This window comes from Staphylococcus sp. ACRSN, from assembly GCF_022346615.1.
Lineage (GTDB): Bacteria > Bacillota > Bacilli > Staphylococcales > Staphylococcaceae > Staphylococcus.
The window spans coordinates 1-25,351 of sequence record NZ_JAKRNS010000014.1 but is presented as its reverse complement, the minus strand read 5'-3'; the positions used below and the strand labels follow the sequence as shown (position 1 = coordinate 25,351).

Annotated in this window: 23 protein-coding genes; 8 read left to right on the top strand and 15 right to left on the bottom strand. The window is 31.6% G+C overall.

What is annotated here, in order from left to right:
* Positions 1-77 precede the first annotated feature (77 nt).
* The 6 genes from prfB to fakB1 form a co-directional block, all read right to left on the bottom strand.
* A protein-coding gene (prfB, locus tag MHZ36_RS12315; RefSeq protein ID WP_239231987.1) for a peptide chain release factor 2 occupies positions 78-1,188 on the bottom strand; the annotation gives its coding sequence in 2 pieces (ribosomal slippage) (positions 78-1,115 and positions 1,117-1,188; 1,110 coding nt in all).
* Between the two features lie 204 nt (positions 1,189-1,392).
* Positions 1,393-3,930 (bottom strand): preprotein translocase subunit SecA, encoded by a 2,538-nt coding sequence (secA, locus tag MHZ36_RS12310; RefSeq protein WP_239231986.1) that lies wholly within the window; start codon positions 3,928-3,930, stop codon positions 1,393-1,395.
* 293 nt (positions 3,931-4,223) lie between these two features.
* Positions 4,224-4,808: a ribosome hibernation-promoting factor, HPF/YfiA family gene (gene hpf / locus MHZ36_RS12305; RefSeq protein WP_239231984.1), complete on the bottom strand. Its 585-nt coding sequence runs from the start codon at positions 4,806-4,808 to the stop codon at positions 4,224-4,226.
* Between the two features lie 66 nt (positions 4,809-4,874).
* Positions 4,875-5,549, bottom strand: a complete 675-nt coding sequence (locus MHZ36_RS12300; protein ID WP_239231982.1) for a ComF family protein — start codon at positions 5,547-5,549, stop codon at positions 4,875-4,877.
* The gene (locus tag MHZ36_RS12295) at positions 5,542-6,792 is read right to left on the bottom strand and encodes a DEAD/DEAH box helicase family protein (protein ID WP_343237214.1); all 1,251 of its coding nucleotides are present in this window, start codon (positions 6,790-6,792) and stop codon (positions 5,542-5,544) included. Before MHZ36_RS12295 ends, MHZ36_RS12300 begins: the two co-directional genes overlap by 8 nt.
* Before the next feature lie 105 nt (positions 6,793-6,897).
* A complete protein-coding gene (fakB1, locus tag MHZ36_RS12290; protein ID WP_239231981.1) occupies positions 6,898-7,761 on the bottom strand; it encodes a fatty acid kinase binding subunit FakB1 in 864 nt (287 codons plus the stop codon).
* A gap of 172 nt (positions 7,762-7,933) precedes the next feature.
* On the opposite strand from fakB1, the gene MHZ36_RS12285 reads away from it, so the two are divergent.
* Positions 7,934-8,575: a YigZ family protein gene (locus MHZ36_RS12285; protein WP_239231979.1), complete on the top strand. Its 642-nt coding sequence runs from the start codon at positions 7,934-7,936 to the stop codon at positions 8,573-8,575.
* A 217-nt stretch (positions 8,576-8,792) separates the two neighbouring features.
* Here the strand turns inward: MHZ36_RS12285 and MHZ36_RS12280 are convergent, their stop codons facing one another.
* Positions 8,793-9,842 (bottom strand): glycosyltransferase family 4 protein, encoded by a 1,050-nt coding sequence (locus tag MHZ36_RS12280; RefSeq protein WP_239231978.1) that lies wholly within the window; start codon positions 9,840-9,842, stop codon positions 8,793-8,795.
* Between the two features lie 404 nt (positions 9,843-10,246).
* Here MHZ36_RS12280 and gdpS point away from each other — a divergent pair, with 404 nt between their 5' ends.
* From gdpS to pepT, 4 genes are all read left to right on the top strand, one after another.
* The gene (gene gdpS / locus MHZ36_RS12275; RefSeq protein WP_239231977.1) at positions 10,247-11,317 is read left to right on the top strand and encodes a GGDEF domain-containing protein GdpS; all 1,071 of its coding nucleotides are present in this window, start codon (positions 10,247-10,249) and stop codon (positions 11,315-11,317) included.
* Between the two features lie 433 nt (positions 11,318-11,750).
* Positions 11,751-12,512, top strand: a complete 762-nt coding sequence (locus MHZ36_RS12270; protein WP_239231975.1) for a threonine/serine exporter family protein — start codon at positions 11,751-11,753, stop codon at positions 12,510-12,512.
* A gap of 15 nt (positions 12,513-12,527) precedes the next feature.
* Positions 12,528-13,028, top strand: a complete 501-nt coding sequence (locus MHZ36_RS12265; RefSeq protein ID WP_239231974.1) for a threonine/serine exporter family protein — start codon at positions 12,528-12,530, stop codon at positions 13,026-13,028.
* A 12-nt stretch (positions 13,029-13,040) separates the two neighbouring features.
* Positions 13,041-14,276, top strand: a complete 1,236-nt coding sequence (pepT, locus tag MHZ36_RS12260) for a peptidase T (RefSeq protein ID WP_239231973.1) — start codon at positions 13,041-13,043, stop codon at positions 14,274-14,276.
* A gap of 283 nt (positions 14,277-14,559) precedes the next feature.
* Here pepT and MHZ36_RS12255 read toward each other — a convergent pair whose 3' ends face one another.
* The 3 genes from MHZ36_RS12255 to MHZ36_RS12245 all read right to left on the bottom strand — a co-directional run bounded on the left by MHZ36_RS12255 (position 14,560) and on the right by MHZ36_RS12245 (position 17,398).
* On the bottom strand, positions 14,560-15,684 hold the full coding sequence (locus MHZ36_RS12255) for a glycerate kinase (RefSeq protein WP_239231972.1): 1,125 nt from the start codon (positions 15,682-15,684) through the stop codon (positions 14,560-14,562).
* A gap of 347 nt (positions 15,685-16,031) precedes the next feature.
* Positions 16,032-16,352: a bacillithiol system redox-active protein YtxJ gene (gene ytxJ, locus MHZ36_RS12250; protein ID WP_042738216.1), complete on the bottom strand. Its 321-nt coding sequence runs from the start codon at positions 16,350-16,352 to the stop codon at positions 16,032-16,034.
* Positions 16,353-16,510: 158 nt separating this feature from the next.
* Entirely contained in the window at positions 16,511-17,398 is an 888-nt protein-coding gene (locus tag MHZ36_RS12245; protein WP_239231971.1) for an EMYY motif lipoprotein, read from the bottom strand.
* Between the two features lie 126 nt (positions 17,399-17,524).
* Here MHZ36_RS12245 and MHZ36_RS12240 point away from each other — a divergent pair, with 126 nt between their 5' ends.
* From MHZ36_RS12240 to MHZ36_RS12230, 3 genes are all read left to right on the top strand, one after another.
* The gene (locus MHZ36_RS12240) at positions 17,525-18,049 is read left to right on the top strand and encodes a GrpB family protein (protein ID WP_239231970.1); all 525 of its coding nucleotides are present in this window, start codon (positions 17,525-17,527) and stop codon (positions 18,047-18,049) included.
* Positions 18,050-18,213: 164 nt separating this feature from the next.
* Positions 18,214-19,134, top strand: a complete 921-nt coding sequence (murB, locus tag MHZ36_RS12235; protein WP_239231969.1) for a UDP-N-acetylmuramate dehydrogenase — start codon at positions 18,214-18,216, stop codon at positions 19,132-19,134.
* A gap of 16 nt (positions 19,135-19,150) precedes the next feature.
* Positions 19,151-19,465: a CHY zinc finger protein gene (locus MHZ36_RS12230; RefSeq protein ID WP_239231968.1), complete on the top strand. Its 315-nt coding sequence runs from the start codon at positions 19,151-19,153 to the stop codon at positions 19,463-19,465.
* Positions 19,466-20,185: 720 nt separating this feature from the next.
* Here the strand turns inward: MHZ36_RS12230 and MHZ36_RS12225 are convergent.
* The 5 genes from MHZ36_RS12225 to MHZ36_RS12205 all read right to left on the bottom strand — a co-directional run bounded on the left by MHZ36_RS12225 (position 20,186) and on the right by MHZ36_RS12205 (position 24,724).
* On the bottom strand, positions 20,186-20,509 hold the full coding sequence (locus tag MHZ36_RS12225) for a PH domain-containing protein (protein ID WP_239231967.1): 324 nt from the start codon (positions 20,507-20,509) through the stop codon (positions 20,186-20,188).
* A gap of 359 nt (positions 20,510-20,868) precedes the next feature.
* Positions 20,869-21,903, bottom strand: a complete 1,035-nt coding sequence (locus MHZ36_RS12220; protein ID WP_239231966.1) for a ferrated catecholamine ABC transporter substrate-binding lipoprotein SstD — start codon at positions 21,901-21,903, stop codon at positions 20,869-20,871.
* A gap of 103 nt (positions 21,904-22,006) precedes the next feature.
* Positions 22,007-22,810 carry an iron ABC transporter ATP-binding protein gene (locus tag MHZ36_RS12215; RefSeq protein ID WP_239231964.1) on the bottom strand — a complete coding sequence of 268 codons (804 nt, stop codon included), beginning with the start codon at positions 22,808-22,810 and terminating at the stop codon, positions 22,007-22,009.
* Positions 22,807-23,766: an iron chelate uptake ABC transporter family permease subunit gene (locus MHZ36_RS12210; protein WP_239231963.1), complete on the bottom strand. Its 960-nt coding sequence runs from the start codon at positions 23,764-23,766 to the stop codon at positions 22,807-22,809. The genes MHZ36_RS12215 and MHZ36_RS12210 overlap by 4 nt, the downstream gene beginning before the upstream one ends.
* Complete coding sequence (locus MHZ36_RS12205) at positions 23,756-24,724, bottom strand: ABC transporter permease (protein WP_239232072.1); 969 nt, start codon at positions 24,722-24,724, stop codon at positions 23,756-23,758. Before MHZ36_RS12205 ends, MHZ36_RS12210 begins: the two co-directional genes overlap by 11 nt.
* Positions 24,725-25,351: the final 627 nt, after the last annotated feature.

Below are 25,351 nucleotides of genomic sequence, written 5' to 3'. Positions count from 1 at the left end.
AAAAAGCTTTATATCCGTATTGATTTAATCCCATCAATAAGGATATAAAGCGCTAAATAATAAATCTATAGTCACATTTATGAATGGTCCATTTGACTGCGTAAATATGCTTCAATAAATGGTCCGATTTCACCATCCATTACAGCATCTGTCTTACCAGTTTCTTCATTTGTTCTATGATCTTTTACCATTGCATATGGATGAAATACATAAGAACGAATTTGGCTACCCCAGCCTATTTCTTTTTGCTCTCCACGAATTTCTGCCATTTCTTGTTCTTGTTCTTCTAATTTTAATTGATAAAGTTTAGATTTCAATGTTTTCATTGCCGCTTCTCTGTTTTTAATTTGAGAACGTTCATTTTGGTTATTAACAACAATACCAGAAGGATGGTGAGTAATTCTAATAGCTGATTCCGTTTTATTAATATGTTGTCCACCAGCACCAGAAGCTCTAAATGTGTCTACAGTAATATCGTCTGGATGAATATCAATTTCGATTTCTGCATTATTAAACTCAGGAATAACATCACATGAAGCAAACGAAGTATGACGTCTTCCAGAAGAATCGAATGGTGATATGCGTACTAATCTATGTACGCCTTTTTCTGCCTTCAAATAGCCATATGCATTATGGCCTTTAACTGCAAAAGTTACACTCTTAACGCCAGCTTCATCTCCTGGTAAATAATCCATAATTTCCACCTTATAACCTTGCTGTTCACAGTAACGTTGATACATACGCAATAACATATTCGTCCAGTCTTGTGATTCAGTACCACCAGCACCCGGATGTAATTCAACTATTGCATTATTAGTATCGTATGGACCATCTAATAATAATTGCAATTCAAACTGATCTATATTTGCTTTTACTTGTTGAACAGCATTTTCTAAATCTGCCTTCATCGTTTCATCTTCATCTTCTAATAGTAACTCTCTGGTTGTATCCATATCTTCAATTTGATTTTCAAGGTCCCGATATGAATTGACAATACTTTTTAGAGCATTATTCTTATCGATGATTTCTTGGGCTTTTTCTTGATTATCCCAAAATGTTGGGTCAGTCATCATCTCTTCATATTCTTGGATGTTAGTTTCTTTTTCTTCTAAGTCAAAGAGACCCCCTAAGTTGTTCTAATTTTTCAGTATAATTATCTATATTTCGTTTTATTTCTGATAATTCCATATAACATCTCTCCTATTGTATTCATTGCTTACTACCATCAAATTTCAAAAACATTATGCTCATTAATTTTACATAAATAACGTACTTTATTTCAACAATATCAATAGAACCAATAAGCAATTTATAAATTATGCTTAAAATAAAACCGGAAGTTGATAAATAATAATCAAATCTTCCGGTTAAATACTGACATCTTCGTGTTAATTAAGAACCATGACAGTTTTTGTATTTTTTACCACTACCACATGGGCATGGGTCGTTACGACCTATGTGATCATCTTTGACATATGGCTGTGCTTTAACTTTTTCTTTACCGTCTTCAGCAGATGCTGAAACATGTTCTGCTTTACCAAAATCAGTTGTCTTATCACGTTCAACATCATCTTCTACAGTAATTACAGATTTCAAGATATATTTACTTACATCTTCTTCAATTGTTTGCATCATTGTATCAAATAATTGATGCCCTTCATTTTGGTAATCACGTAATGGATTTTGTTGAGCATATGAACGTAAATGAATACCTTGTCGTAATTGATCCATAGTATCAATATGGTCAGTCCAATGATCATCGATAGAACGCAATAATATCATTCGCTCAAATTCATCGAATTGACTACCAATTTTTTCTTTTTGATCTTTAAATGCGACTTCAACTTTAGCCCATACGACTTCAAAGATATCATCATTATCTTTACCTTTAATTTCAGCGGCTTTTAAATCACCTTCACTTAGGAAGACATCACCCACATAATTGATGAAAGGTTCGTAATCCGGCTCGTCCTCTTCTTCATTTACATAATAGCGTATACTACGTTCCAATGTAGCTCGCATCATTGCTTCAACTAACTCACCACTAGAATCACTATCAATAATACTATTACGTTCCGTATAAATAATCTCACGTTGTTTACGTAAAACATCATCATATTCAAGTACACGTTTACGCGCATCAAAGTTATTACCTTCAACACGTTTTTGTGCGGATTCAACTGCACGTGACACCATTTTCGATTCGATAGGTGTAGAATCATCCATACCTAAGCGATTCATCATATTTTGTAAACGTTCTGAACCAAAACGTACCATTAACTCATCTTGTAGTGATAAATAGAAACGACTGTCCCCTTTGTCACCTTGACGACCAGAACGACCACGTAATTGATCGTCTATTCTTCGAGATTCATGACGTTCTGTACCGATTACCGCAAGTCCACCGATTTCTTCAACACCATCACCTAATTTAATATCCGTACCACGTCCAGCCATGTTTGTTGCAATTGTTACTGCGCCTTTTTGACCTGCACCAGCAACAATTTCCGCTTCACGTTCATGGTTTTTAGCATTTAACACGTCGTGACGAATGCCTCGTTTCTTCAATAAATCAGATATATATTCACTTGTTTCAACTGCAACTGTACCTAAAAGTACTGGTTGACCTTGTTTATGCTTTTCGATTACGTCTTCGACTACTGCATCAAATTTGCCTTTTTGGCTGATATAAATTAAATCCGGTTTATCCTGTCTTTGTACAGGTTTATTCGTCGGAATTTGTGTAACGGTCATATTATATATATTTCTAAATTCTTCTTCTTCAGTTTTAGCTGTACCTGTCATACCAGATAGTTTGTTGTACATTCTGAAATAGTTTTGGAAAGTAATTGATGCCATCGTTTTAGATTCATTTTGAATAGTTACGCCTTCTTTAGCTTCAATTGCTTGGTGTAAACCTTCTGAAAAACGACGTCCTGGCATTGTACGACCAGTAAATTGATCTACAATCAGTACTTCGCCATTGTTAACCATGTAGTCAACATCTTTTTGCAGTGTTACATGCGCACGCAACGCTGTATTAATATGACTAATAACTTCAACATTTTTTACGTCATATAAATTTTCAATTTTAAACATACGCTCTGCTTTATCTATACCTTGCTCAGTTAATTGTACTGCTTTTGTCTTTTCATCAAAGTTATAGTCATCTTCATTTTTAAGCATTTTAGCGAATACATTTGCTTGAGTATATAATGATGTTGACTTTTCAGCTTCACCAGAAATAATTAAAGGCGTACGTGCCTCATCGATTAAAATGGAATCGACCTCATCGATAATGGCATAGTTTAATGGTTTCATTACACGTTCTTCTGCATAGTTCACCATATTATCTCTTAAGTAATCAAACCCTAACTCATTATTCGTACTATACGTGATATCGCTTGCGTATGCTTCCCTCTTTTGTTCAGTAGATTTACTATTTAAATTCAATCCAACTGATAGACCTAAAAATTCATAAAGTTCAGCCATTTCTTGACTTTGGCTACTTGCTAAGTATTCATTAACTGTAATGACATGTACCCCACGGCCAGTCAATGCATTTAAATAAGTTGGCATCGTTGCTGTTAAAGTTTTACCTTCACCAGTTCTCATTTCAGAGATATCGCCATTATGAATAGCAATACCACCCATAACTTGAACCTTATATGGAATCATATTGAATACACGCTTTGAACCTTCTCTTACTAAGGCGAATGCTTCTGGTAGAATTTCTTCCAGTATTTTGTTTTGCTTTTTAATATCTTCTTCGTTACGCAATCTTTCTTGGTATGATTGCGTTTTTTGCTTTATTTCTTCATCTGTTAATATCGACATGTCCTCTTCTAATGCAAGGACTTTATCGGCTAATTTGCCAAGGCGTTTTATTTCTTTTTTATTGCCATCTGCAATTTTTGATAAAAAACCCATTTTGTTCGCTCCTTTAGCTTTATAACTCTTAGCTTACAACAACTTATGATATCACTTATAAGCTTAAATTTACACTTATAGACCTCTATATTTGCGTCTTTATCATCGTGTTCAATGAAAACAAATTATTTATACGATTCATAATTTAAAACTACCCTATTTCGTAGTGTTGCATTCCTTATTATATTTCACTTTCAAATTATTTCATAGTAACATAACAAAAATGGGGCGTCCACGATTTAACATAACCATGAACGCCCTACTTTATTAATCATTTATAGAAAGTACAAAGATTAATCAGTTGTTTCAATCAATCCATATTTTCCATCTTTTCTTTTATAAACGATGCTTGTTCCATCAGTTTCACGATCTGTGAAAATAAAGAAATCATGACCCAATAAATCCATTTGTAATACTGCTTCTTCTGAATCCATTGGTTTCAAACTGAAATTCTTCGCACGAATAATTTCGATGTCTCCATCACCGTCATTTTCGCTATCTAATGGTTCAACTTCTAATTGTTCTGCTTCGTTTTCTTCTGGTAAGGAAGCAAACACCTCTTGTTCCCCACGATTTCGTTTCTTACGGTTTACTCGTGTTTTATATTTTCTTACTTGTCTTTCAAGTTTGTTATTAATTAAATCGATGCCAGCGTATAAATCATCATGGCGTTCTTCAGCTCTTAAAGTAACATTTTTCAATGGAATTGTAATCTCAATTTTAGTAGCTGAATTTTGATATGTTTTTACTTTAACGTGTGCTGTTGCGTTTGGCACATCGTTAAAATAACGTTCTAATTTACCAATTTTCTCCTCAATATAGTTGCGAATCGCATCAGTAATAGTGAGGTTCTCTCCGTGAATTTCAAATCTAATCATAGTAATCGACTCCTTTAAAACCTCTATATTGGTAATATTGCTTACTCATATAATACCACGTTTATACTAACGTGCAAACGTAAACACATCGAATTTTCTGATTTTTCTAATAAAAAGTTTTTCAGCAGCTTGATGAACCGTTAATCCAGTAGTATAAATATCATCTACCAATAAAATTTTTTTGCCTTTTAATGCTATATCTTCTATTACTTCAAAGGGATTAACTGATTTCAGTCGTGTCATTTTATCTAAATATGCTTGTTTATCTCTGTAATTCATTTTAAGAAGTTGATGGTGTTTAATTTTTTTATTATATAATACTGCTCGAACTGGGTTAAAAGTCCTAAGTTCATCTCTTTCATTCGGTGATGGTATCGGGATAATATAATCATATTTAAATTTAGGTAACTTTATTATCTCGCCTATAATCTGTGACAATGCAAAATCCTTGTTGAATTTATAGTTTTGCAGTAATTTTTTCATTACACTTCGATACTGAAATTGACAATATAATTGACCCATAAGTTTATATTTCTGTGATAAAAATTTACAATCTAAGCACTCTGTTTCACTGTTATTTAATTGCTTCAAACATCTTTGACAATGATTTTCCGTACGATTTATTGTTATGTTTTTCCACAATAATGCACACTGTTGACAAAAATTAGATTTGGGAAGGTAAAAATTCAATGCATTGAGTTGTTCAATAAATTGTTTTTGGCAATACAAGCATTTAGTCATTTACCCATCCCCTTAATCTAGCTAACGTATTCATTTGTTTAATTTCACTCTTTGCCTTTAACATGCTGACTGAAATCCCTTGATGCAAATATAGTACTAAACCTTTTGGAGAATCTGATTTTCTGCCAACACGACCTGCAATTTGAATTAATGCACTGGCTTTAAATTTGTGACTATCGATAACAATTACATCTAAATGGCTCATTGTAAATCCACGCTCAAGAATCGTTGTAGTAAATATAACATTATACTTTCCTTTTCTTAATTCCGAAATTTTCTCTAATCTTAACGCATCTTGACTATGCACATATGTTAGACCAGCAATATATTGTTTATATATATGATACATTGTTTCCATTATGTCAATTTGATGAAAAAACACCAATGTATAACGTTTTAATGCTAGTTGTCTCTTTAATAGCTTTAAAAAATATAATTGTTTTTTATATGGATATATTTTGTAGTATTTGAACGTGGGAATTGGCAATATGTGCTGATGAAATCTAGCGGGTAATTTAATGATTTGATCTTTGGGGAATTGATTAATAAATCGATTTGAAGGTGTCGCTGTCATATATACTGTACAACATTGTGTTGTAGAGGCGGCACGAACCACAGATATTAAATCATTATCCATAGATAATGGAAAGGCATCTACTTCATCTATGATTACAAAGTCAAAATGGCGTTTAAAACGCATGAGTTGATGAATTGTCGCTATTACAAAGTGGCCATTATATAATTGTCTTTGCCCTTTGTATAATACATCTATCATTTCAGATTCAAATGCTGTTTGTATCCTTAAACTTAATTCTACAACAACATCTATTCTTGGAGATACAACAGCAACATTAAGACCGTCTTTTCTTGCTCTATGAATTGCTTCAAATATCATTTCCGTTTTACCTGAACCAGTTACAGCATAGAGTAACAACGATTGATGACATAATAAAGCATCCACAATTCGTTGAGATGCATATTGTTGTTGAGGCGTTAAATGAAAACTAAGTTTATAATTTGCATCAGATTTACAATGCTCAGTTGCTGTAATCATGATGTCATTATGATTATCCATCCTTCCTAGTGCAATACATTTTCTACAATAGACGATTGTCTTTTTAAACACGTCTGTATAGTACTTATAAAAATGACGTTGCTTTGTCGTTTCACACTGATTGCAATGCCATTTACCTTTTATATAGTTTACACCTTTAATCGTTGCTACCACCGTTTCATCTGTCAAAATCAGTCGATTTGTGATTAATTTTCCAAAATAGTGAATAGAATATCTCCTCCAAAAAAAGACATAACACTACCGAAGTATGTCATGTCTTTGACTTAATTATTATTAATCTAAACGAATGTTTCTACCTACATAGCCTACAGCTATACCACCCGAACCAAGATGCGCTGCCACTACAGGGCCAAAATATGATTTGTAAATTTGATGTTGTGGAAAAGTTTTTTGAACTTCCTCATACAACCAACGTCCATCTTCTTCTATATCACCAACCACAACATGCAAAGTCGCTTCATCGTAGTCTTTAATGTGATCATGAACTTTTTCAATTATTTTCTTTAACGCACGTTTCTTTGTTCTAACTTTTTCATCTGGCACAATCAAACCATCATCAAATTTCAACACTGGCTTCATTTTCAGCATCGTACCAATCCAAGCTTGTGCACCAGTAATGCGTCCACTTTTTTGTAGGTTTTTCAAATCATCTACCATTAAAATAGCACCTGTTACATCTCTCATACTAGTAAGTTCAGCCATAATTGTATCAGGATGTTCTCCCTGTTCAATCATTTCTATTGCACGCAAAACATAACTACCTTCAATCATTGCAGCTAATTTAGAATCCAAAGTATATACATTAATACCGTCAATCATTGCACCAGCTTGTGTGGCAGTTTGATAACAACCACTAATACCTGAAGATAAGAAGATACAAATGACATCTGTATAACCTTCTTCGCGAAGTTGTTCAAAATGTTCTATAAATGTCCCGATTGCCGGCTGGCTAGTAGTAGGGATTGTTTTAGATGCTTTCATTTTTTCATAAAATTCTAATCTAGAAATTGATTCATTTTCAACAAAATTTTCCCCTGTATCAAAAGTTACACTTAAAGGGGCTATTCTTATATTATATTTATCAATTAATGTTTGTGATAGATAGCTTGTAGAATCTGTCAAAACAGCAATCTTCATCATAATCCTCCTTCATTATACTCACAACAATAATACATTATTTCTTGTTAAAAGAAAATTTATTTTTTTACATTTAATACATTACTGGTTTCAGTGTATACTAGATATAAATTATCGATCTGTATGACTTAATAATGATTTAAATCACATAAATTTATAGGAGGATTAAACATTGGAAGATTCAATTATAACGATTAAAGATGAACATACAATAGAAAATATAATCAGCAAGTCACGCTTCATCGCACATATACGACCAGTGACATCAGAACAAGAAGCCAAAGACTTTATTGAACAGATAAAAAAAGAACATAAAGAAGCAACGCATAACTGTTCCGCTTATACTGTAGGCGATCAAATGAATATACAAAAAGCGAACGACGATGGTGAACCAAGTGGCACTGCAGGTGTCCCAATGTTAGAAATCTTAAAAAAACTAGATATACACAATGCATGTGTTGTAGTTACACGTTACTTCGGTGGTATTAAACTTGGTGGAGGCGGATTAATTCGCGCATATAGTGGTGCCGTTAGAGATGTTATATACGATATTGGTCGCGTACAGTTAAAACAAGCGATACCAACTACAGTGAGCATCGCTTATGATTTAACAGGTAAATTTGAGTATGAGTTAGAAACAACATCTTTCTTTTTAAGAGATAAAGCCTACACAGATAAAGTAAGCTATCAAATAGACGTTGTTGCTACTGATTACGATTCATATATTGATTTTCTAAACCGTAACACATCCGGAAATTATGATTTAACTGAAAATGAAACAGTTTTATTACCATTCGATATTGAAACAACTTAATCTAAACAACAATGAATAACACAATGATTTAAAATATTTCCAACAAAATATTGATGTCCTATCCTGTCAATTTAATAAGATTGGCAGGTTTTTTTATAAACTAGAAACAGCTGAATTTCATTACCATTTTATTTATAGTAATATCCCAACTCTACTTTAAACACATAATAAAAAGGACACATTCGGATTTACCAAACATGCCCTACTTTATATATCATTAATTATGCTTTTCTTTGTTCTCAATCAGTTTTAATAACGGACGATAGTCATCATCTATTAAGCCTGTAAACTCTACAATAAGTTCAATCGTAATTAATATCAAGATTAACATCATGAGTACGCCCCATGGTTGTGATAAATATAAAATGATACTAGAAAGACTGAATAATAATGCTATAGAGTAAATGAGCATAACCGTTTGACGATGAGAATAACCTAGATTCAATAATTTGTGATGTAAATGGGATTTATCGGCCTGCATAATATGCTGACCTTTTTTCACACGTCTAATCATCGCAAATAAAGTATCAATAAATGGTACTGCCAAAATGACAATTGGGAAAAATAATGATACAAATGTAATATTTTTAAAACCTAGCAATGATAAGAAACCTACGATAAAGCCAATCATCAAAGCGCCACTATCACCTAAAAATATTTTTGCAGGATGGAAATTAAAACATAAAAACCCTAGTAGCGATCCAATTAAAACGCTACAAATCATAATGATAAAAACATTTGCCTGCAAAATTGCTATAAATCCAATTGTTATTAAGGCTATCATCGATACACCCGACGCTAATCCATCAAGTCCATCAATTAAATTAATCGCATTTGTAATCGCTACGATCCATATAACTGTGATAGGAATAGCAAAAATTCCAAAATGAATCGTTGGACCAATTGGTAATGAAATAAAGTCAATTGTCACCCCGTAATATACTACAACAAGCGAAGCAACCACCTGACCAAATAATTTCAATATGGGTTTCAAGTCATAGATATCGTCAATCAATCCAACTAAATACATTAACACTGCACCAATAACCAATGGTTTAACTTCTGTTTCAATGGGATGACCCAACCATATACCTAATAGAAACGAAAGTAATATCGTTGTTCCACCAAGTACAGAAACAGGTTTCGTATGGATTTTTCTGAAATTAGGTTTATCTACAATCCCTAATTTATGGGATACCTTAATCACAATTGGTGTGAGTATTAAACTGATAATCATTGAAAAAATGATTAATAATAACGTATACATCAGTTCACCTTCAATAAAATAATTCAAAATTATTTAGATTTAAAATTTTAGTAATTGAGTTTTGTTTACAATAATAAATTCAAATTCTTACAATAGAAGTATACTTGCTATATTTTACTTATAGTTAAAATAACAAGAAAATCATACGATAAATCAACTTCTTAACTCTATCATACATGATTCGCTTTTACTTATACAAATAGTAATGAGATAATAGCTATCAAACACACGAAATAGTTAAGAAATTTATATAATAATCGAATTATTATTTAGTTATTTCCTCAAACAAATATTCTAACATGAAATTATATTCAATGTTATAACTTTCTGTTTACATATTGATGACAAAATGTAAGTTTTCACTTACAATAACTAAGGGTTAATTTAAAGGAGCGTAAAATAAAATGTTCGAAGCAATTATTTATAATATTTCAGTTATTGTTGCAGGAATATATTTATTCCATCGATTACAATATTCCGAAAATAGAAACATGGTATTTTCTAAAGAGTATGTAACTGTATTAATGACGATTGTTGCATTATTATTATCTGCCTATCCAGTAACTATTTTCAACGAATACTCGTTGTATCTAACTTTCGTCCCTATTTTATTTTTAGGACGGTTTACAAATACATTCTATACTGTGTTGTCTGCAGTTATTATCGCATTAATTAATGTTTTATTAGGTAATGATACTGTGATTGCCGCAGTTATACTCGTAGTTATAGCCATAATTGTCGGTGCTGTTGGACCATTTTTAAAACAAAATGATATCATTTCAATCCAAATATTGAATGCAATCGCACTTATTATATTCGCGATGCTTTCCTTAATCAGTCCATACTACGAATTCAAAGAAGTACTTTATCTCATTCCATTATCTTATGTATTGACGATTGCATCTTCTGTCACTTTTGTTGATATGTGGCATTTTTTCTCTTTAGTTAATAGATATGAGAACGAAGACAAATTAGACTACTTAACCGGTCTAGGAAATGTTAAGGAATTTGATAGACATTTGAATGAAGTAACACGTATTGCCGAAACAAACAATGAAAGTTTGGGTCTCTTACTTATTGATATAGATGGATTCAAAGATGTTAATGACACATATTCACATCAATCCGGTGATGCTGTATTGAGACAGATCGCGCAATTATTAAAAAATTATGTACCTCAACAATTTAGTATTTACCGTAATGGCGGAGAAGAATTTTCTATTGTACTAAATGATTATACGCTTGATCAATGTGTTAAATTAGGAGAGAGTATACGTGCTGGTGTGGAACAATCTACATTCCATTTGCCAAACAAAGAAGTTATTAAACTTTCTGTTTCTATAGGTGTTGGTTATTTAACTCAAGATGATTACAAATCACAAAGAAAAGTCTTCAAAATTGCAGATGATATGCTGCATATGGCTAAAAATGAAGGTCGAAATCAAGTCATGTTTAACCCAATCGTTAAACTTTAAACAATTAAACTATACTATTTCATATTAAAACACCTAAATTGTAACAAGTCTTTATTAATATTATTTTATAAAATTAGAATACATCATACTATAATTGGTGATTTCTGTTGTTAATTCAACAGAGGTCATCTTTTTTTATTTTTTAGTTGTTTTAAAGTACTAGATAATATATACCGCTTTTGCTTTAAACATAACTTCAATATTTTCAAAATGATACATTATAATTTAATTGCAACAATTATTTATCTATGGTGGTTTATAATGAATTTAAGAATAATTGTAATTAATAATATTCCTTTAAACTAAATTTGTCGTATATTAAATGGAAATATTAAAAAATGATGACGGAATAATCATTGCTATTGAAAGTTCTAATTGTACACTGTAAACTTTCAATTGTTCTATTATCAAATTTTATGGGGGTGAATCATCTATGTCAGAATCGATTACAATCATCGATGAAGATAAAGTTATCGATGTAGTGCTCATAGCTGGAAGGATTTTATTAGAGAGCGGTGCAGAAACTTACCGCGTAGAAGATACGATGAATCGTATTGCTGCAAGTTATGGATTAGATGATACATATAGTTTTGTCACTTCCACAGCGATTATTTTTTCACTAAACAATCGTACGAATACTCGATTAATACGTATTCGTGAACGCACAACTGACTTAGAAAAAATAGCATTAACTAATAGTTTATCTCGTAAAATTGCGAGTAAACAGTTGGATATTGATGAAGCAAAATCAGAATTAATTCACTTGCATCATGCTTCATTACAATTTTCATCTATTACTAAATTTATTGCTGCTGCAATTGCATGTGGATTCTTTTTATTTATGTTTGGTGGCGTTATGAATGACTTTATTTTTGCAATACTAGCTGGTGCTGGCGCATTTTTAACTTTTGATTTTGTCCAGCGCTTTATACAAATCAAATTCTTTTCAGAATTTATAAGTGCCGCAGTAGTCATCTCTATTGCCGCATTTTTTACACATATTGGTTGGGCACAAAATCAAGATATCATAACAATTGCCGGTGTCATGCCATTAGTACCTGGTATATTAATAACAAATGCAATACGTGACTTGATGGCTGGAGAATTATTAGCTGGTATGTCTCGTGGTGTTGAAGCTGCCCTTACCTCTTTTGCAATTGGTGCTGGTGTAGCAATTGTCTTACTACTCTTTTAAGAAAGGAGCAATGATATGGTCTTTATATATTATATATTACAATTTATTATCAGTTATTTAGCGACAATGCTTTTTTCTATCATTTTTAATGCGCCTAGACGTTTATTATTAGCCTGTGGTTTTGTTGGCGCAATGGGTTGGTTTATCTATAAGTTAACTCTAGATTTAGACTTAGGTAAGGTAATGGCATCATTTTTAGGTAGTTTTATCTTAGCGTTAATGAGTCACGTTATGAGCCGACGTTATAAACGACCAGTCATTATCTTTATCGTACCCGGTATTATACCATTAGTACCTGGGGGATTAGCGTATGAGGCAACACGCTTTTTAGTGAGCAACCAATATACGCACGCCGTTAACACTTTTCTTGAAGTAACACTTATTTCAGGTGCAATTGCTTTTGGTATATTGTGTGCTGAAATTATATATTATCTATATACACGCATCAAACAATATTTTGGTAAAATGAATGGTAAGATATATAAAAAATCTTACAATATGAATAATAGAGCTTAAGAGGTGTTAACTATGAAAAAAGAGATAATCGATCGTTTAACGAAATATGTCATTATTGATACGCAGTCTGATCCTGAATCAAATACTACACCATCTACAGATAAACAATGGAATTTATTACATTTGTTGGAGCAAGAGTTAACTGATTTAGGCTTAAAAACAGATTTAGATAATAACGGCTACTTATTTGCAACTTTAGCGAGTAATGTTGAAGCGGATTTACCTACTGTGGGCTTTCTAGCACATGTAGATACTTCTCCCGATTTTAATGCATCAAATGTTAATCCACAAATTATAGAACACTATGATGGTAATCCAATCAAATTAGGTGAAACAACACGTGAATTATCACAAGATGTCTTTCCAGGGTTAAAGCAAGTCGAAGGTCATACATTAATGGTAACAGATGGAACATCATTACTTGGTGCTGACGATAAAGCTGGTGTCGTTGAAATTATGGAAGCTGTAAAATATCTTACTGAGCATCCAGAAATCAAACATGGAACAATCCGTATTGCATTTACACCAGATGAGGAAATTGGCAAAGGACCGCATGCTTTTGATGTCGAACGTTTTAATGCTGATTTCGCCTATACTATGGATGGTAGTGAATATGGTGAATTACAATATGAAAGTTTTAATGCTGCAGAAGCAAAAATAACTTGTCACGGCGTAAACGTTCACCCTGGTTCTGCAAAGAACACATTAATTAATGCGATATTGTTAGGTAATCAATTTAATGCCTTATTACCACAACAAGAAGTACCTGAACGCACAGATGGTTATGAGGGCTTTTATCATTTGATGAAATTTAATGGCGATGTTGAAAAAACAACATTACAATACATTATTCGAGATCATAATCGTGAACAGTTCGAATTACGTAAAAAAAGATTAATTGAAATTAAAGACGATATCAATACGCATTATCAAAACAATCCAATTGAAATAGAAATTAATGATCAATATTTCAATATGGGAGAAAAAATATCTGAAAATCCTCATGTTATCGACATTCCTAAACGCGTATTTGCTAAATTAGGTATTGAACCAAATACTGAACCAATACGTGGTGGTACAGATGGTTCACAATTATCATATATGGGCTTACCAACACCAAATATATTTACTGGTTGCGCTAACTTCCACGGCCCATTCGAATATGCATCAATAGATGTTATGGAAAAAGCTGTCGAAGTTATCGTTGGCATTGTACAAGAAGTTGTTAACACATACGATCAAAATTGATTTCTATGATACATTGATTAAACCGCTTTATCATTAAAATGAATTCGAAAACATTTTCAATTCAACTAAGAACATCAAACAAGGAATTACTGCACAAACTAAGAACATCAAACAAGGAATTACTGCACAAACTAAGAACATCAAACAAGGAATTACTGCACAAACTAAGAACATCAAACAAGGAATTACTGCACAAACTAAGAAACAAGCAGAAACATTTATAATGTTTCTGCTTGTTTCTTTATGTTTAAGGCTTTAAATTTCATTCAAACCATTTTCCTAACTACTTTGTTGAATCAAAATCTGTTTTCAATAATTTAATTGCTTGAACCGCATAATGTCTAATCTGTATACCCATTTTAAAATCCGTAAAATGTTTAGGCATTTGAATAAATGTATTAAACATAGATGTAACACCCATTGATTCAAATAAATCGAATTTATCATCAGTGGCACAAATAGCAATAGACGGTTTGTTATGCTTGGTAGCTAACTCAGCTATTCGGATAGTTGTCGTTTCTAATAAACGGTCTTCTTCGCTTACACCTTCACCAAAAATAACCAAATCTGCTTGTTCAATTAATGATTCTAAATGCGTAATCTGGTCAACTAGTTCATGACTTGTCATTATTTCTGCATCATATAATGCTTTAAGTACTGCAGCAATACCACCTCCTGCACCACCTTTAACAATTGGACCCATCGCAATTTTCAATTCACTTTTAAATATTTCACTTAAATACCAAATTAAATTATCGATTTCAGCTGCATCATTTCTAGATAAACCCAATTGTTCATGCAATTGAATAATTTCACTTTCTTTTCCATACAGTTTACTGTCAAAATCTGACATTACTTGAAGTCTGACATTTTTTAATTTTGGATGTAATTGCGAGTCATCAATTTTTCTAATATGCTTTAATACTCGACTACCTTCAGTTACATCTACTTCATTTGCTTCATCATCATAGAATTTCATGCCTAGTGCTTGTAACATTCCTGCACCACCGTCAAAGCTATCAATGCCGCCTAAAGATATAATGATGTGCTTTGCATTATTCTCCAAAGCATCCACTATAATTTCTCCTAGGCCATAACTTGTACGTTGATTGATTGGTTTTTGACCTTTTAAAAATAGATTCCCTTCAATAACCGTGACATCATTATCTGTTATGCCATATACAGCCTCTATTTTATTCATATCCGCATCATGTGTCATCACTCTATACTTTGTTCCCGATTGCCATAAAAATACAGAATCCATTAATTCATGACGGCCATTAAACAGTGGTACTTGAACGATATCCGCACGCTCAATTTGGCTTGCTACCGCTTCTTCCACATATCGATTTGCCTGGTAACTAGAAATAATACCATTAAATTCATCCATCGCCACTAATACTTTCATCTTGTCACCTCAAAATATTTATATTAACAACAACTACTATATATCTGTATATCTCACTTGACTTAATACATAGTACTTTCAACATATAATTCGCAGTGCACTATTCTTCAAACGGATTAATCAGTTATTTGAAAAATGAAATCGTTCACTACTTCCCGAAATATCATAGCTACAAAATGTAGCGCTATAATTTGGTACACTATCATATCGTAAACTATAATTTCCCATTCATTTTTCATTATACATGTCATTCTAAATTTTTTCACATTAAAAGAAAAATGAGCGCTTGTTATATTCTCCTTAAAAAGAAAAATTTAACAAGCGCTCGTGTTAATTTTTAAAATTTATTATTCTTCAGCATTGGCTAAAGAACTAACATTAATATTTTCATGATCTGCATTCCAAACCGCTTGTCCCTTCACAAAATAAAAAGCTTGTGGCGATTCGTGTTTCACATTTGTTTTCTCTTCGATATAGTTTGATAATTCACGTTCTTGTTGAACGACTAAATAATACCCATCCATATCACGTTCATATAAAAATTTGTTAAATTGATCAAATGCATCTGCAGAAATTGGACAGGTTTCGCTGTGTTTCAACACAAATACATAACTATTTTCTTCAATCACTTGTTCAAACTGGTCAATCGAACTCAGCTTTATAGCCATTCTATTCACCTCTAAAAATATTTAACACACAATAAGTCTCAAATTGTGTGAAAGTGCCACGATATTAACATATCATCGCTTCCAATTATACACAATTACCTTTTTGTTGTTAACCGTTTATTTAAAATCTTATAACTAAGCAAAAGTATTATCTCGCTTTATCTATCTTTAATTTTTTTATATTTCTTATTAAACGCTTTATCATAACGTTCTAAATCCTTGCCTTCCTTCGGCATTGACTCAATATCAATCTTTTCAATTTTCCCGCTATTTTCAATCGTTTCTACTCTAGTTTCATAATAATTCTGTAAACTATAGTACATCTCAATCGCATTTTTACGTGCATCATTTACATAACCACTTTTAATCTCTGTTTTATTTAAATCTCTAATCTCTTTTGTTATCAGTGGCATAATATCTTTTTTAATCAATTGTTTCACTTTTTGCGGGTCTGAAGAGTCAAAGCCATCGTCAACTGTTGCTTTTAAAGCTTTATTATTTTCTTCTAACTTATTTTCGAAATATTTTACATCTGAAGTTTCGCCTGCGTTATTAGCTTTCTTCATGTTATCTTCAACTTGAGATCTATTTTTTTCAAATAATTTAGTATAATCTAGAATATCTTCATTCGCTTTTATAGATTGATTATATAAATCAACAAACTTTTTAGTTTGATATAATGCCTTTTTTTTCTTTTCAACTACATCTAAGTATGAAGACTTTAACGCTTTCGTTTCGGATGATTTTGCTGGTAAATGTTTGGCTGCTTTTTCATATTCATCCATTTTAGGAATAACTTTGCTATTTATTTTATTCTGTAAATCATTAAACTCTTTTTTATTTTTATCTGTAGTGTCCGTTTCACTTAAATCATTTAAACGGTTTAAATGGATAGCATCCATTTCCTCTTCTACGTTTTTCCCTTTATTTTTGACATCATTCAATGATTTATCAAAATCTTTTAATTCGGACGACCATTTATGACTACAAGATGCGAGTATTATAGATAAACTGACTAATACAACAATGCACAGTATTCTCTTCATTTCTGCACTCCTTATCATTCCGTATTATACAGAAACTTATTTAACTTGAAAATGATATGTGATATATTATTTCAGAATTTATAGTTTAACAGTAATAAAACTAGAATAAAAGGAGCGCTCAACTTAATGTATTCTCAAGTACAAAATTTTATCGTTGAGGATAAAAATAATAATTTTTCAAAAAAATATCAATCACTGAGTAATACTTTGTTCAACCTGTTAGATACGCCCGTTAAATCAACACATCACATCGGTGGTACAAAGCACTTTAATTATCCTACTGAACCAATTTTAGATATACTCGTAGGCGTCGATAATTTACACGATATCACTGCTTTGGATGAAAAACGACTTAACTATGCAGGCTTTTATCGATTACACCATCCGTATAAAAAGAAAGTTGTGATGGCTCAATTTAATAACCTAATTGAATTAAAACAAATAGCACGTTTACATATTATTCAAAAAGATTCCACCGTATATAATGACTATTTAGCAACCACTAATTATTTAGCAAATAATTTAGACGAGGCTCATATGTTTGGTGAAAATAAACAAAATATAGCTGAGCGTACATCAACTATTCGTGCATATGACAATCAGAAACAGCAATTATTTTCAAAACTAATTAAACAGCTACCAATCGAATAGTATGCCGAGTTATTGCAATCATTTTTTAATCAAACCATGATATAATCAACTATACTTTAACCATGTTATTTATATATTATTTTATCTACCATACTATTTAGCATATACTAACAATTATTGGTATAATATATAAATGAATTCATAACGAAAGGACGTATGCTACATTGCATAAAGATGATATCTTAAAAGAATTAGAAGCGATTGTACCTAAAGATATAATTAAAATAGATGAACCTTTAAAAAGATATACATACACAGAAACTGGTGGTCAAGCTGATTATTACTTATCACCTACAACACATCAACAAGTTCAAGCGATTGTGCACTTTGCATACTCTAATGATATTCCTGTTACTTATTTAGGTAATGGATCGAACATTATTATTCGTGAAGGTGGCATTCGAGGTATTGTCATTAGTTTACTTTCACTAGACTATATTGATGTTTCAGATGACGCTATTATTTCAGGAAGTGGCGCCGCAATTATTGATGTTTCGCGTACTGCAAGAGATTATAGCTTAACAGGTTTAGAATTTGCTTGTGGTATCCCCGGTTCAATTGGTGGAGCCGTATTTATGAATGCCGGTGCTTATGGGGGCGAAGTTAAGGATTGTATTGATTATGCGCTTTGCGTAAATGAAAAAGGTGACTTAATTACCTTAACAAAGCACGAACTTGAATTGGATTACCGTAACAGTATTGTACAAAAGCAACATCTTGTAGTTCTTGAAGCTGCATTTACACTTGAACCTGGCCATAAAGAAGAAATACAAACAAAAATGGATGATCTTACCGAACGTAGAGAAACGAAACAACCATTAGAATATCCATCTTGCGGAAGCGTGTTTCAACGACCACCTGGTCACTTTGCAGGTAAGTTAATCCAAGACTCAGATTTACAAGGACATCGTATTGGTGGCGTTGAAGTGTCGACAAAACATGCTGGTTTTATGGTGAACGTCGACAACGGTACTGCCACTGATTATGAAGATTTGATACACTACGTTCAAAAAATTGTAAAAGAAAAATTTGATGTAGAGTTACATCCAGAAGTACGTATTATAGGAGAACAACCGCAAGCTTAATTAGGAGACGGATACAATGGTTAAAATTTATGGTCCTACAATTGATAACGAAGGACGATGTACACATTATCAAACACCTTTGGATATCATTTCTATTAAATTTAAATGCTGTAATAAATATTATCCCTGTTACAAATGTCATAATGAATCTGAATCACATCCAATTAAGCGGTGGAACTCAGACGAATTTAATGAAAAAGCGATTTTATGTGGTGTATGTAAACATGAAATGACAATAAATGATTATATGATGATTGAAGCTTGTCCAGAGTGTAATGCGCATTTTAATAATCGCTGTAAGTATCATTATCATCTTTATTTTGCGATTTAATCGATTTTAAATGGAGTCTGGATATAAATATCACTGGCTAAAGAATAAACGTTAATTTCTATTGATATTATATAGAAATTAACGTTTTCTTTTTAGGACTATATGAAGTTGCACCACGATGGTATTTGAAACCTTCGAACGCTCATTTTAGTTTTTTCAAAGACTTCATTTGTAAGTTGTAGTATCTCATTATTACTAATTAAAATCTGAAATTTCCATAAGTAGAGAAATTTGAGTCGGTTTATAAACTTTATACAATAAGGCTCTTTTTTTAGTATTTTAAAGTAATACCATGTATTTTAGCGAGACGCTTGAGGGAACAGGACAAGCTGAAGACTACAGGCTGAAGCTGTCCCCTAAGCAAGCGAGCTAACAATAGAAATATTGTATAACAAGTTAAAATCTTTATACCTAAGATACTTTGTTAATTTAGTTTAATAGTGTTTATTAAATTAAACCAAAGCGCTTTAGTTTTCAATGTAAAACCACATATGAATACCACGTATTTTAGCGAGACGCTTGAGGGAACAGGACAAGCTGAAGACTACAGGCTGAAGCTGTCCCCTAAGCAAGCGAGCTAACAATAGAAATATTGTATAAAAAAAGCACTCAGATACATTGAATTCAATAATCTGAATGATATGTTTTGGAGATTTATGGCCCATACTCCTATCATATTTATTGAATAAATTCATCAATCACAAATTAGTAAACCATAGCTTATTCTTTTTGTGCTTTAACATACTCAACAAACGTTTGGATATCACCTTTTTGAATATCCTTTATTGGCATTGGTCCTACATTAAATACAAATTGAATTGTATCACCATCTACTTCTATACTTTCTATTTCATTATAAGCGATGCTTCTATAATAAAACTCACCATTCATATCTGCATTTAAAATCACACGTTCATTAGTTGCTATAAACGCCCCTTCAAATTCAGAACTACCATGTATTTTATACTCAATTGTTCCTAAAACAGTTGGTCCCTGTTTTTCAGTAGGATACAAATCATTTGGATTCACTTTATCTAAAATCATTAAAATTCCCCTTTTCGTTAAAATGTCTTTAACTACGCCCATTAAACATACGAATATTCATTGTATTAACAATAATTTGACTCGTCATCATTTTACCCTATTTCATTTCAAATATAACACATCGCACTCCGACTAACTTTTATAAAAAAAACTCCCTTCAAAGTTTTCACTTTACAGTGTCTACTTTAAAGAGAGTCCATCGGCAATTTCTAAGTCATTGACCAAATTAAATAAGTTTCTAAATAAACACTTATTTAATCTGAAATATAGCTTATCACCGTAAAACAAAAGAAAATTTACTTTGAATCATATCTTTTACTATTTCTATAAATTAACATTGTCCCCACATAAAATATTAATTATTTTTTATCGATTGCTTTTTCAACTTCCTCAATTTGTTTGATTGCAGTTGTTGTTGAACCACTTGCAAAATACCATAATTTAGGATCTAGTTGATATACTTTATTATTTTTTACAGCATCTACATTTTTAATTACATCGTTACCTAAAGCTTGTTTAGCTGTTGATTTACCACCGATTGCTTGTCCACGGTCCATTGCAAATATAATTGCTGGATTTTTCTCTGCAACATATTCGTTTGTTACATTTTGTCCATGTGTACTACCTTTAATATTTTCATCAGCTGCTGTGAATCCCATTGTATTAAAAATTAATGAACCAAAACGGTCACCAGCACCATAAGTAGATAATTCACCTTCGTTAACTAATAAGAATAACGCCTTTTCGTCTTTCATATCTTTTGTTTTGTCTTTTACTTCAGCAATTTTATCATCTAATTTTTTATTTAAATCTTTAGCTTTGCTTTCTTTACCGTAGATTTTACCAATTTTTTCAGCATTTTCTTTTAATGAATTCACTTCATTTTTATTATCTACACCTACGTATACAACTTTTGCATCCGGAGCGGCTTTTTTAAATTCATCTAAGTTCTTCTGATTAGCTGTACGACCAGATATGTAAATAACGTCCGGTTTAGCTTCTGCTACTTTATCGAAATTAACTTCTTTTAAGCTACCAGTATTTAAGTATTTTTCATCTTTAAAATCGCTTAAGAAATCTGGTAAAGATTTATTACCTTCACCTTTAGGAACTGCTTTGACTTTATCTTCTAAACCAAGTTCTTTCATTGTATCTAATGTTCCGTAATCAAATACGACTGCTTTTTTAGGATTTTTTGGTACTTCTACTGTTTCTTTAACAGTTTTAGCATCACTACCATCGCGTTTTTCACCACTTGCCTCGTAGTTATTTTCAATTTTTACCGTTTCTTTTGTATCTTTTTTTTCTGATTTTTTATCATCAGAACTTCCATTACCACAAGCTGCTAATAAAAACATTAAACCTATAATTAAGACTAAAGCATATTTTTTCATGGTGTTTCATTCCTCCAATTTTTAAGTTAAATACCCAATTTATCCCTCGAAATAAAATTAACGCTACGTTTGCATCACTCCTTTCAAAGTTTACAAAACATAACTAAAATGATTGAACCAATGATAATTCTTCTTCTTCTTCAGTAGCCTCATCAAAATAAACACAAATACGTTGTCCTCGTATTTCTTCAATTTTCACTTCCATATCGTATAATTGTTGAAGCACATCCGTTTGTATCACTTCATCTTTTTCACTTGCTTTTACCAAAGCTCCATTTTTCAAAGCGATGATGTCATCTGAATAACACGATGCAAAGTTAATATCATGAATAACAATGACGATAGTTTTATCAAGATTCTTAGCGAGTTGTCGTAGTGTTTGCATAATTTGAACAGAGTGTTTCATATCTAAATTATTTAATGGTTCATCCAGTAAGATATAATCTGTATCTTGTGCAATTGTCATCGCAACATATGCACGTTGACGTTGACCACCAGATAAAGTTTTAAGATATCTATGTCTAATTTCTTTAAGTTGCAATAATTCTAACGCATATTCAACCTGTGCCTTGTCTTCTTTTTTAAGGTGCCCCTTACAATGTGGAAATCTACCAAAATTGACCAGTTGTTCTACTGTTATATTTAATTCGGTATGATTACTTTGTTTTAATATCGATAATTTTTTTGCTAGTTCATTACTTTTATAGTCAGTAATCGAACGACCTTCAATTTCAATTTCACCTGATTCAAACTCCATTAAACGCGTAATAGCTGCTAAGAGTGTACTTTTCCCTGCACCATTAGGTCCAATCATTGAAGTAAGCTTCCCTTTTTGAATATCGACATTAATATCTTTTAAAATTGGTTTATCTTGAATCGTTTTATTCAGTCCTGATACACGGATCAATTCGCATTCCTCCTTTTTATTAATAAGTAAATGAAGTAACTACCACCGATTAAATCAATAATGATACTGACTTGTGTTGTTGCTTCAAAAAGATTTTCTACAACACCTTGCGCGATAAATAAACTCAACCAACTAATACAAATCGTTGCAGGTAATATATATTTATGTTCATAGGTTTTCATCAATTCATGTGCTAAATTTACTGTTAGTAATCCTAGAAAAGTGATTGGTCCTACGAGTGCTGTCGATATTGATACTAAAATTGCCACTAAAATTAATAACAAGCGCGTTAATTTTTTATATGATAAACCTAAATTGATTGCCTGATCTCTTCCTAACAGTAAAACATCGAGATACGGTATTAAAATAATTGTAATGATAACCAAAATTATCAAAATAAACCCACATAATGTAACTAATTTACCGTTAGAGGCATCAAAGTTTGCAAACATAGCACTTTGAACCGCTAAATAATCCTCAGGATTAATAATTAATTCTAAAAAGCCTGTGATGCTTTTGAAAAATGTACCTAAGATAACCCCAACAAGTAATATAAAGTAAACGGATACATCGCCTATTCTAAAAATACCTTGAAAAAGTAATAAAGAGAATACAACCATTACAACTAAAGTAATAATAAAGTTTAAATAAAGGTTTGTTACGAATGCTGATTGAACTCCGAAGACAAATACTAGAAGAACTTTTACAAACATATATACTGAATCAAGCCCCATAATAGAAGGTGTTAATAAACGATTTGTAGTTATCGCTTGGAAAATAACAACCGACGCTGCGATAGCACCACCTACAAGAACCATTAATATTAGTTTTCTCAATTTACTAGAGAATTGATATTGAAAGATATTAAAATCTATACCTACTATTAAGTAAAGTCCACCAGCGACTATGGTTAAACCAATAAGTATAAATAATTTTTGTTTTGCACTAATTTGCATGTTGGTGTCTTCCTTTCATTAGCAAGATTATGAAAATAACAGTGCCAAATACACCAATCGTTAAACCTATATTTATTTCATATGGATAAACTATAATTCTTCCTATAATATCAGAAAACATTACAAATATTGCACCTAACATCGCTGTATGTGGTAATGCATTTTTTAAGTGATCTCCTCTAAAGATAGAAACAATATTTGGTACGATTAAACCTAAGAAGGGTAATGTACCAACAGTAACAACTACTAAAGCAGTAATTGTAGCAGTAATAAATAAACCAATATTGATTATTTTCTCGTAATTTACGCCCAAGTTATTACTAAAATCTTTCCCCATCCCAGCAATCGTAAAATGATTGGCAAAAATATATGTAAGTATAAGTAATGGAATGCTTAAGTATAATATTTCATATCTGCCACTTGTTATAATTGCAAAATTGCCATTCAGCCAATTACTAATACTTTGAACAGCATCTGTTCGCAATGCTATAAATGTAGAAAAGCTAGAAACAATACCACCTAGCATAATTCCTAAAAGCGGGATAAATATAACATCTTTAAACTGAATATACTGAACTAATTTAACAAACATAAATGTACCTAAAATACTAAGTACAACGGCAAAAGCTAACTTAATTAATATATTCTCTTGCGGAAAAAATATCAGTGATATTAGAATTCCTAATTTTGCCCATTCCATTGTACCTGCAGTTGTTGGACTAACAAACTTATTCTGCATCATCTGTTGCATTATTAAGCCGGCGAGTGCTAAAGTACTTCCCGCTATTAAAATACTCACTGTTCTAGGTATTCTACTTGAAACAATGATGTTTTTTTGTTCATTTGTTAAATGAAAAATATCAGTGATTGATACTTTGCTAACACCTATGAACAAAGAAAGGATGGTTAAAATAGCTAAAACGGTAAATAACACTTTGCCTTTAAGTAAAAATTTCATAATGACATTCCCTAAATCCTTTCTATTTAATTGATCCCAAATTCCATTGGTTATGATAATCATTATCACTCTTTATATAAAAATTTTACCACTTTCCTAGTTAAATTCAATAGTAATCCGTAATTTTACGAATTTGTTAAAATAATTTATAGAGTTAAATTGTTTAATTTATTACTTTTATTTGATTATATTTTAATTAAGTAGTTGAATTTATTTATATATTTGCTGTTGTATGATTAAAATAACTTTCAATATATTTTTGGAATCAAATACAGTTACTCCACGGCGATAATAGAATTCAACAAAAATTAGGCTACTAGTTTCCTGTACAATACAGAAAACTAGTAGCCTAATCCAATGCTTTTTTAACTCCTAACTAACAGACTGAAACTGTTTCCTAAAAATGCGAGCTAATGGGAGCTAACAATAAGAAATGTTGAATGAAAAAACCTCAGATGAATTAATTCATCTGAGGCTATTTATCTAGGATTTATGTCCCAGACTCTTTTCCTACGATTAGTCAAGGTATCATATTTAAAATAAGCATTACTGAATTAAACCGTTCAATTTAATTTTTTTGAATAAGGTGTTAAACTAGATTTGATTGTACGTTTGGCTAATGTGGGG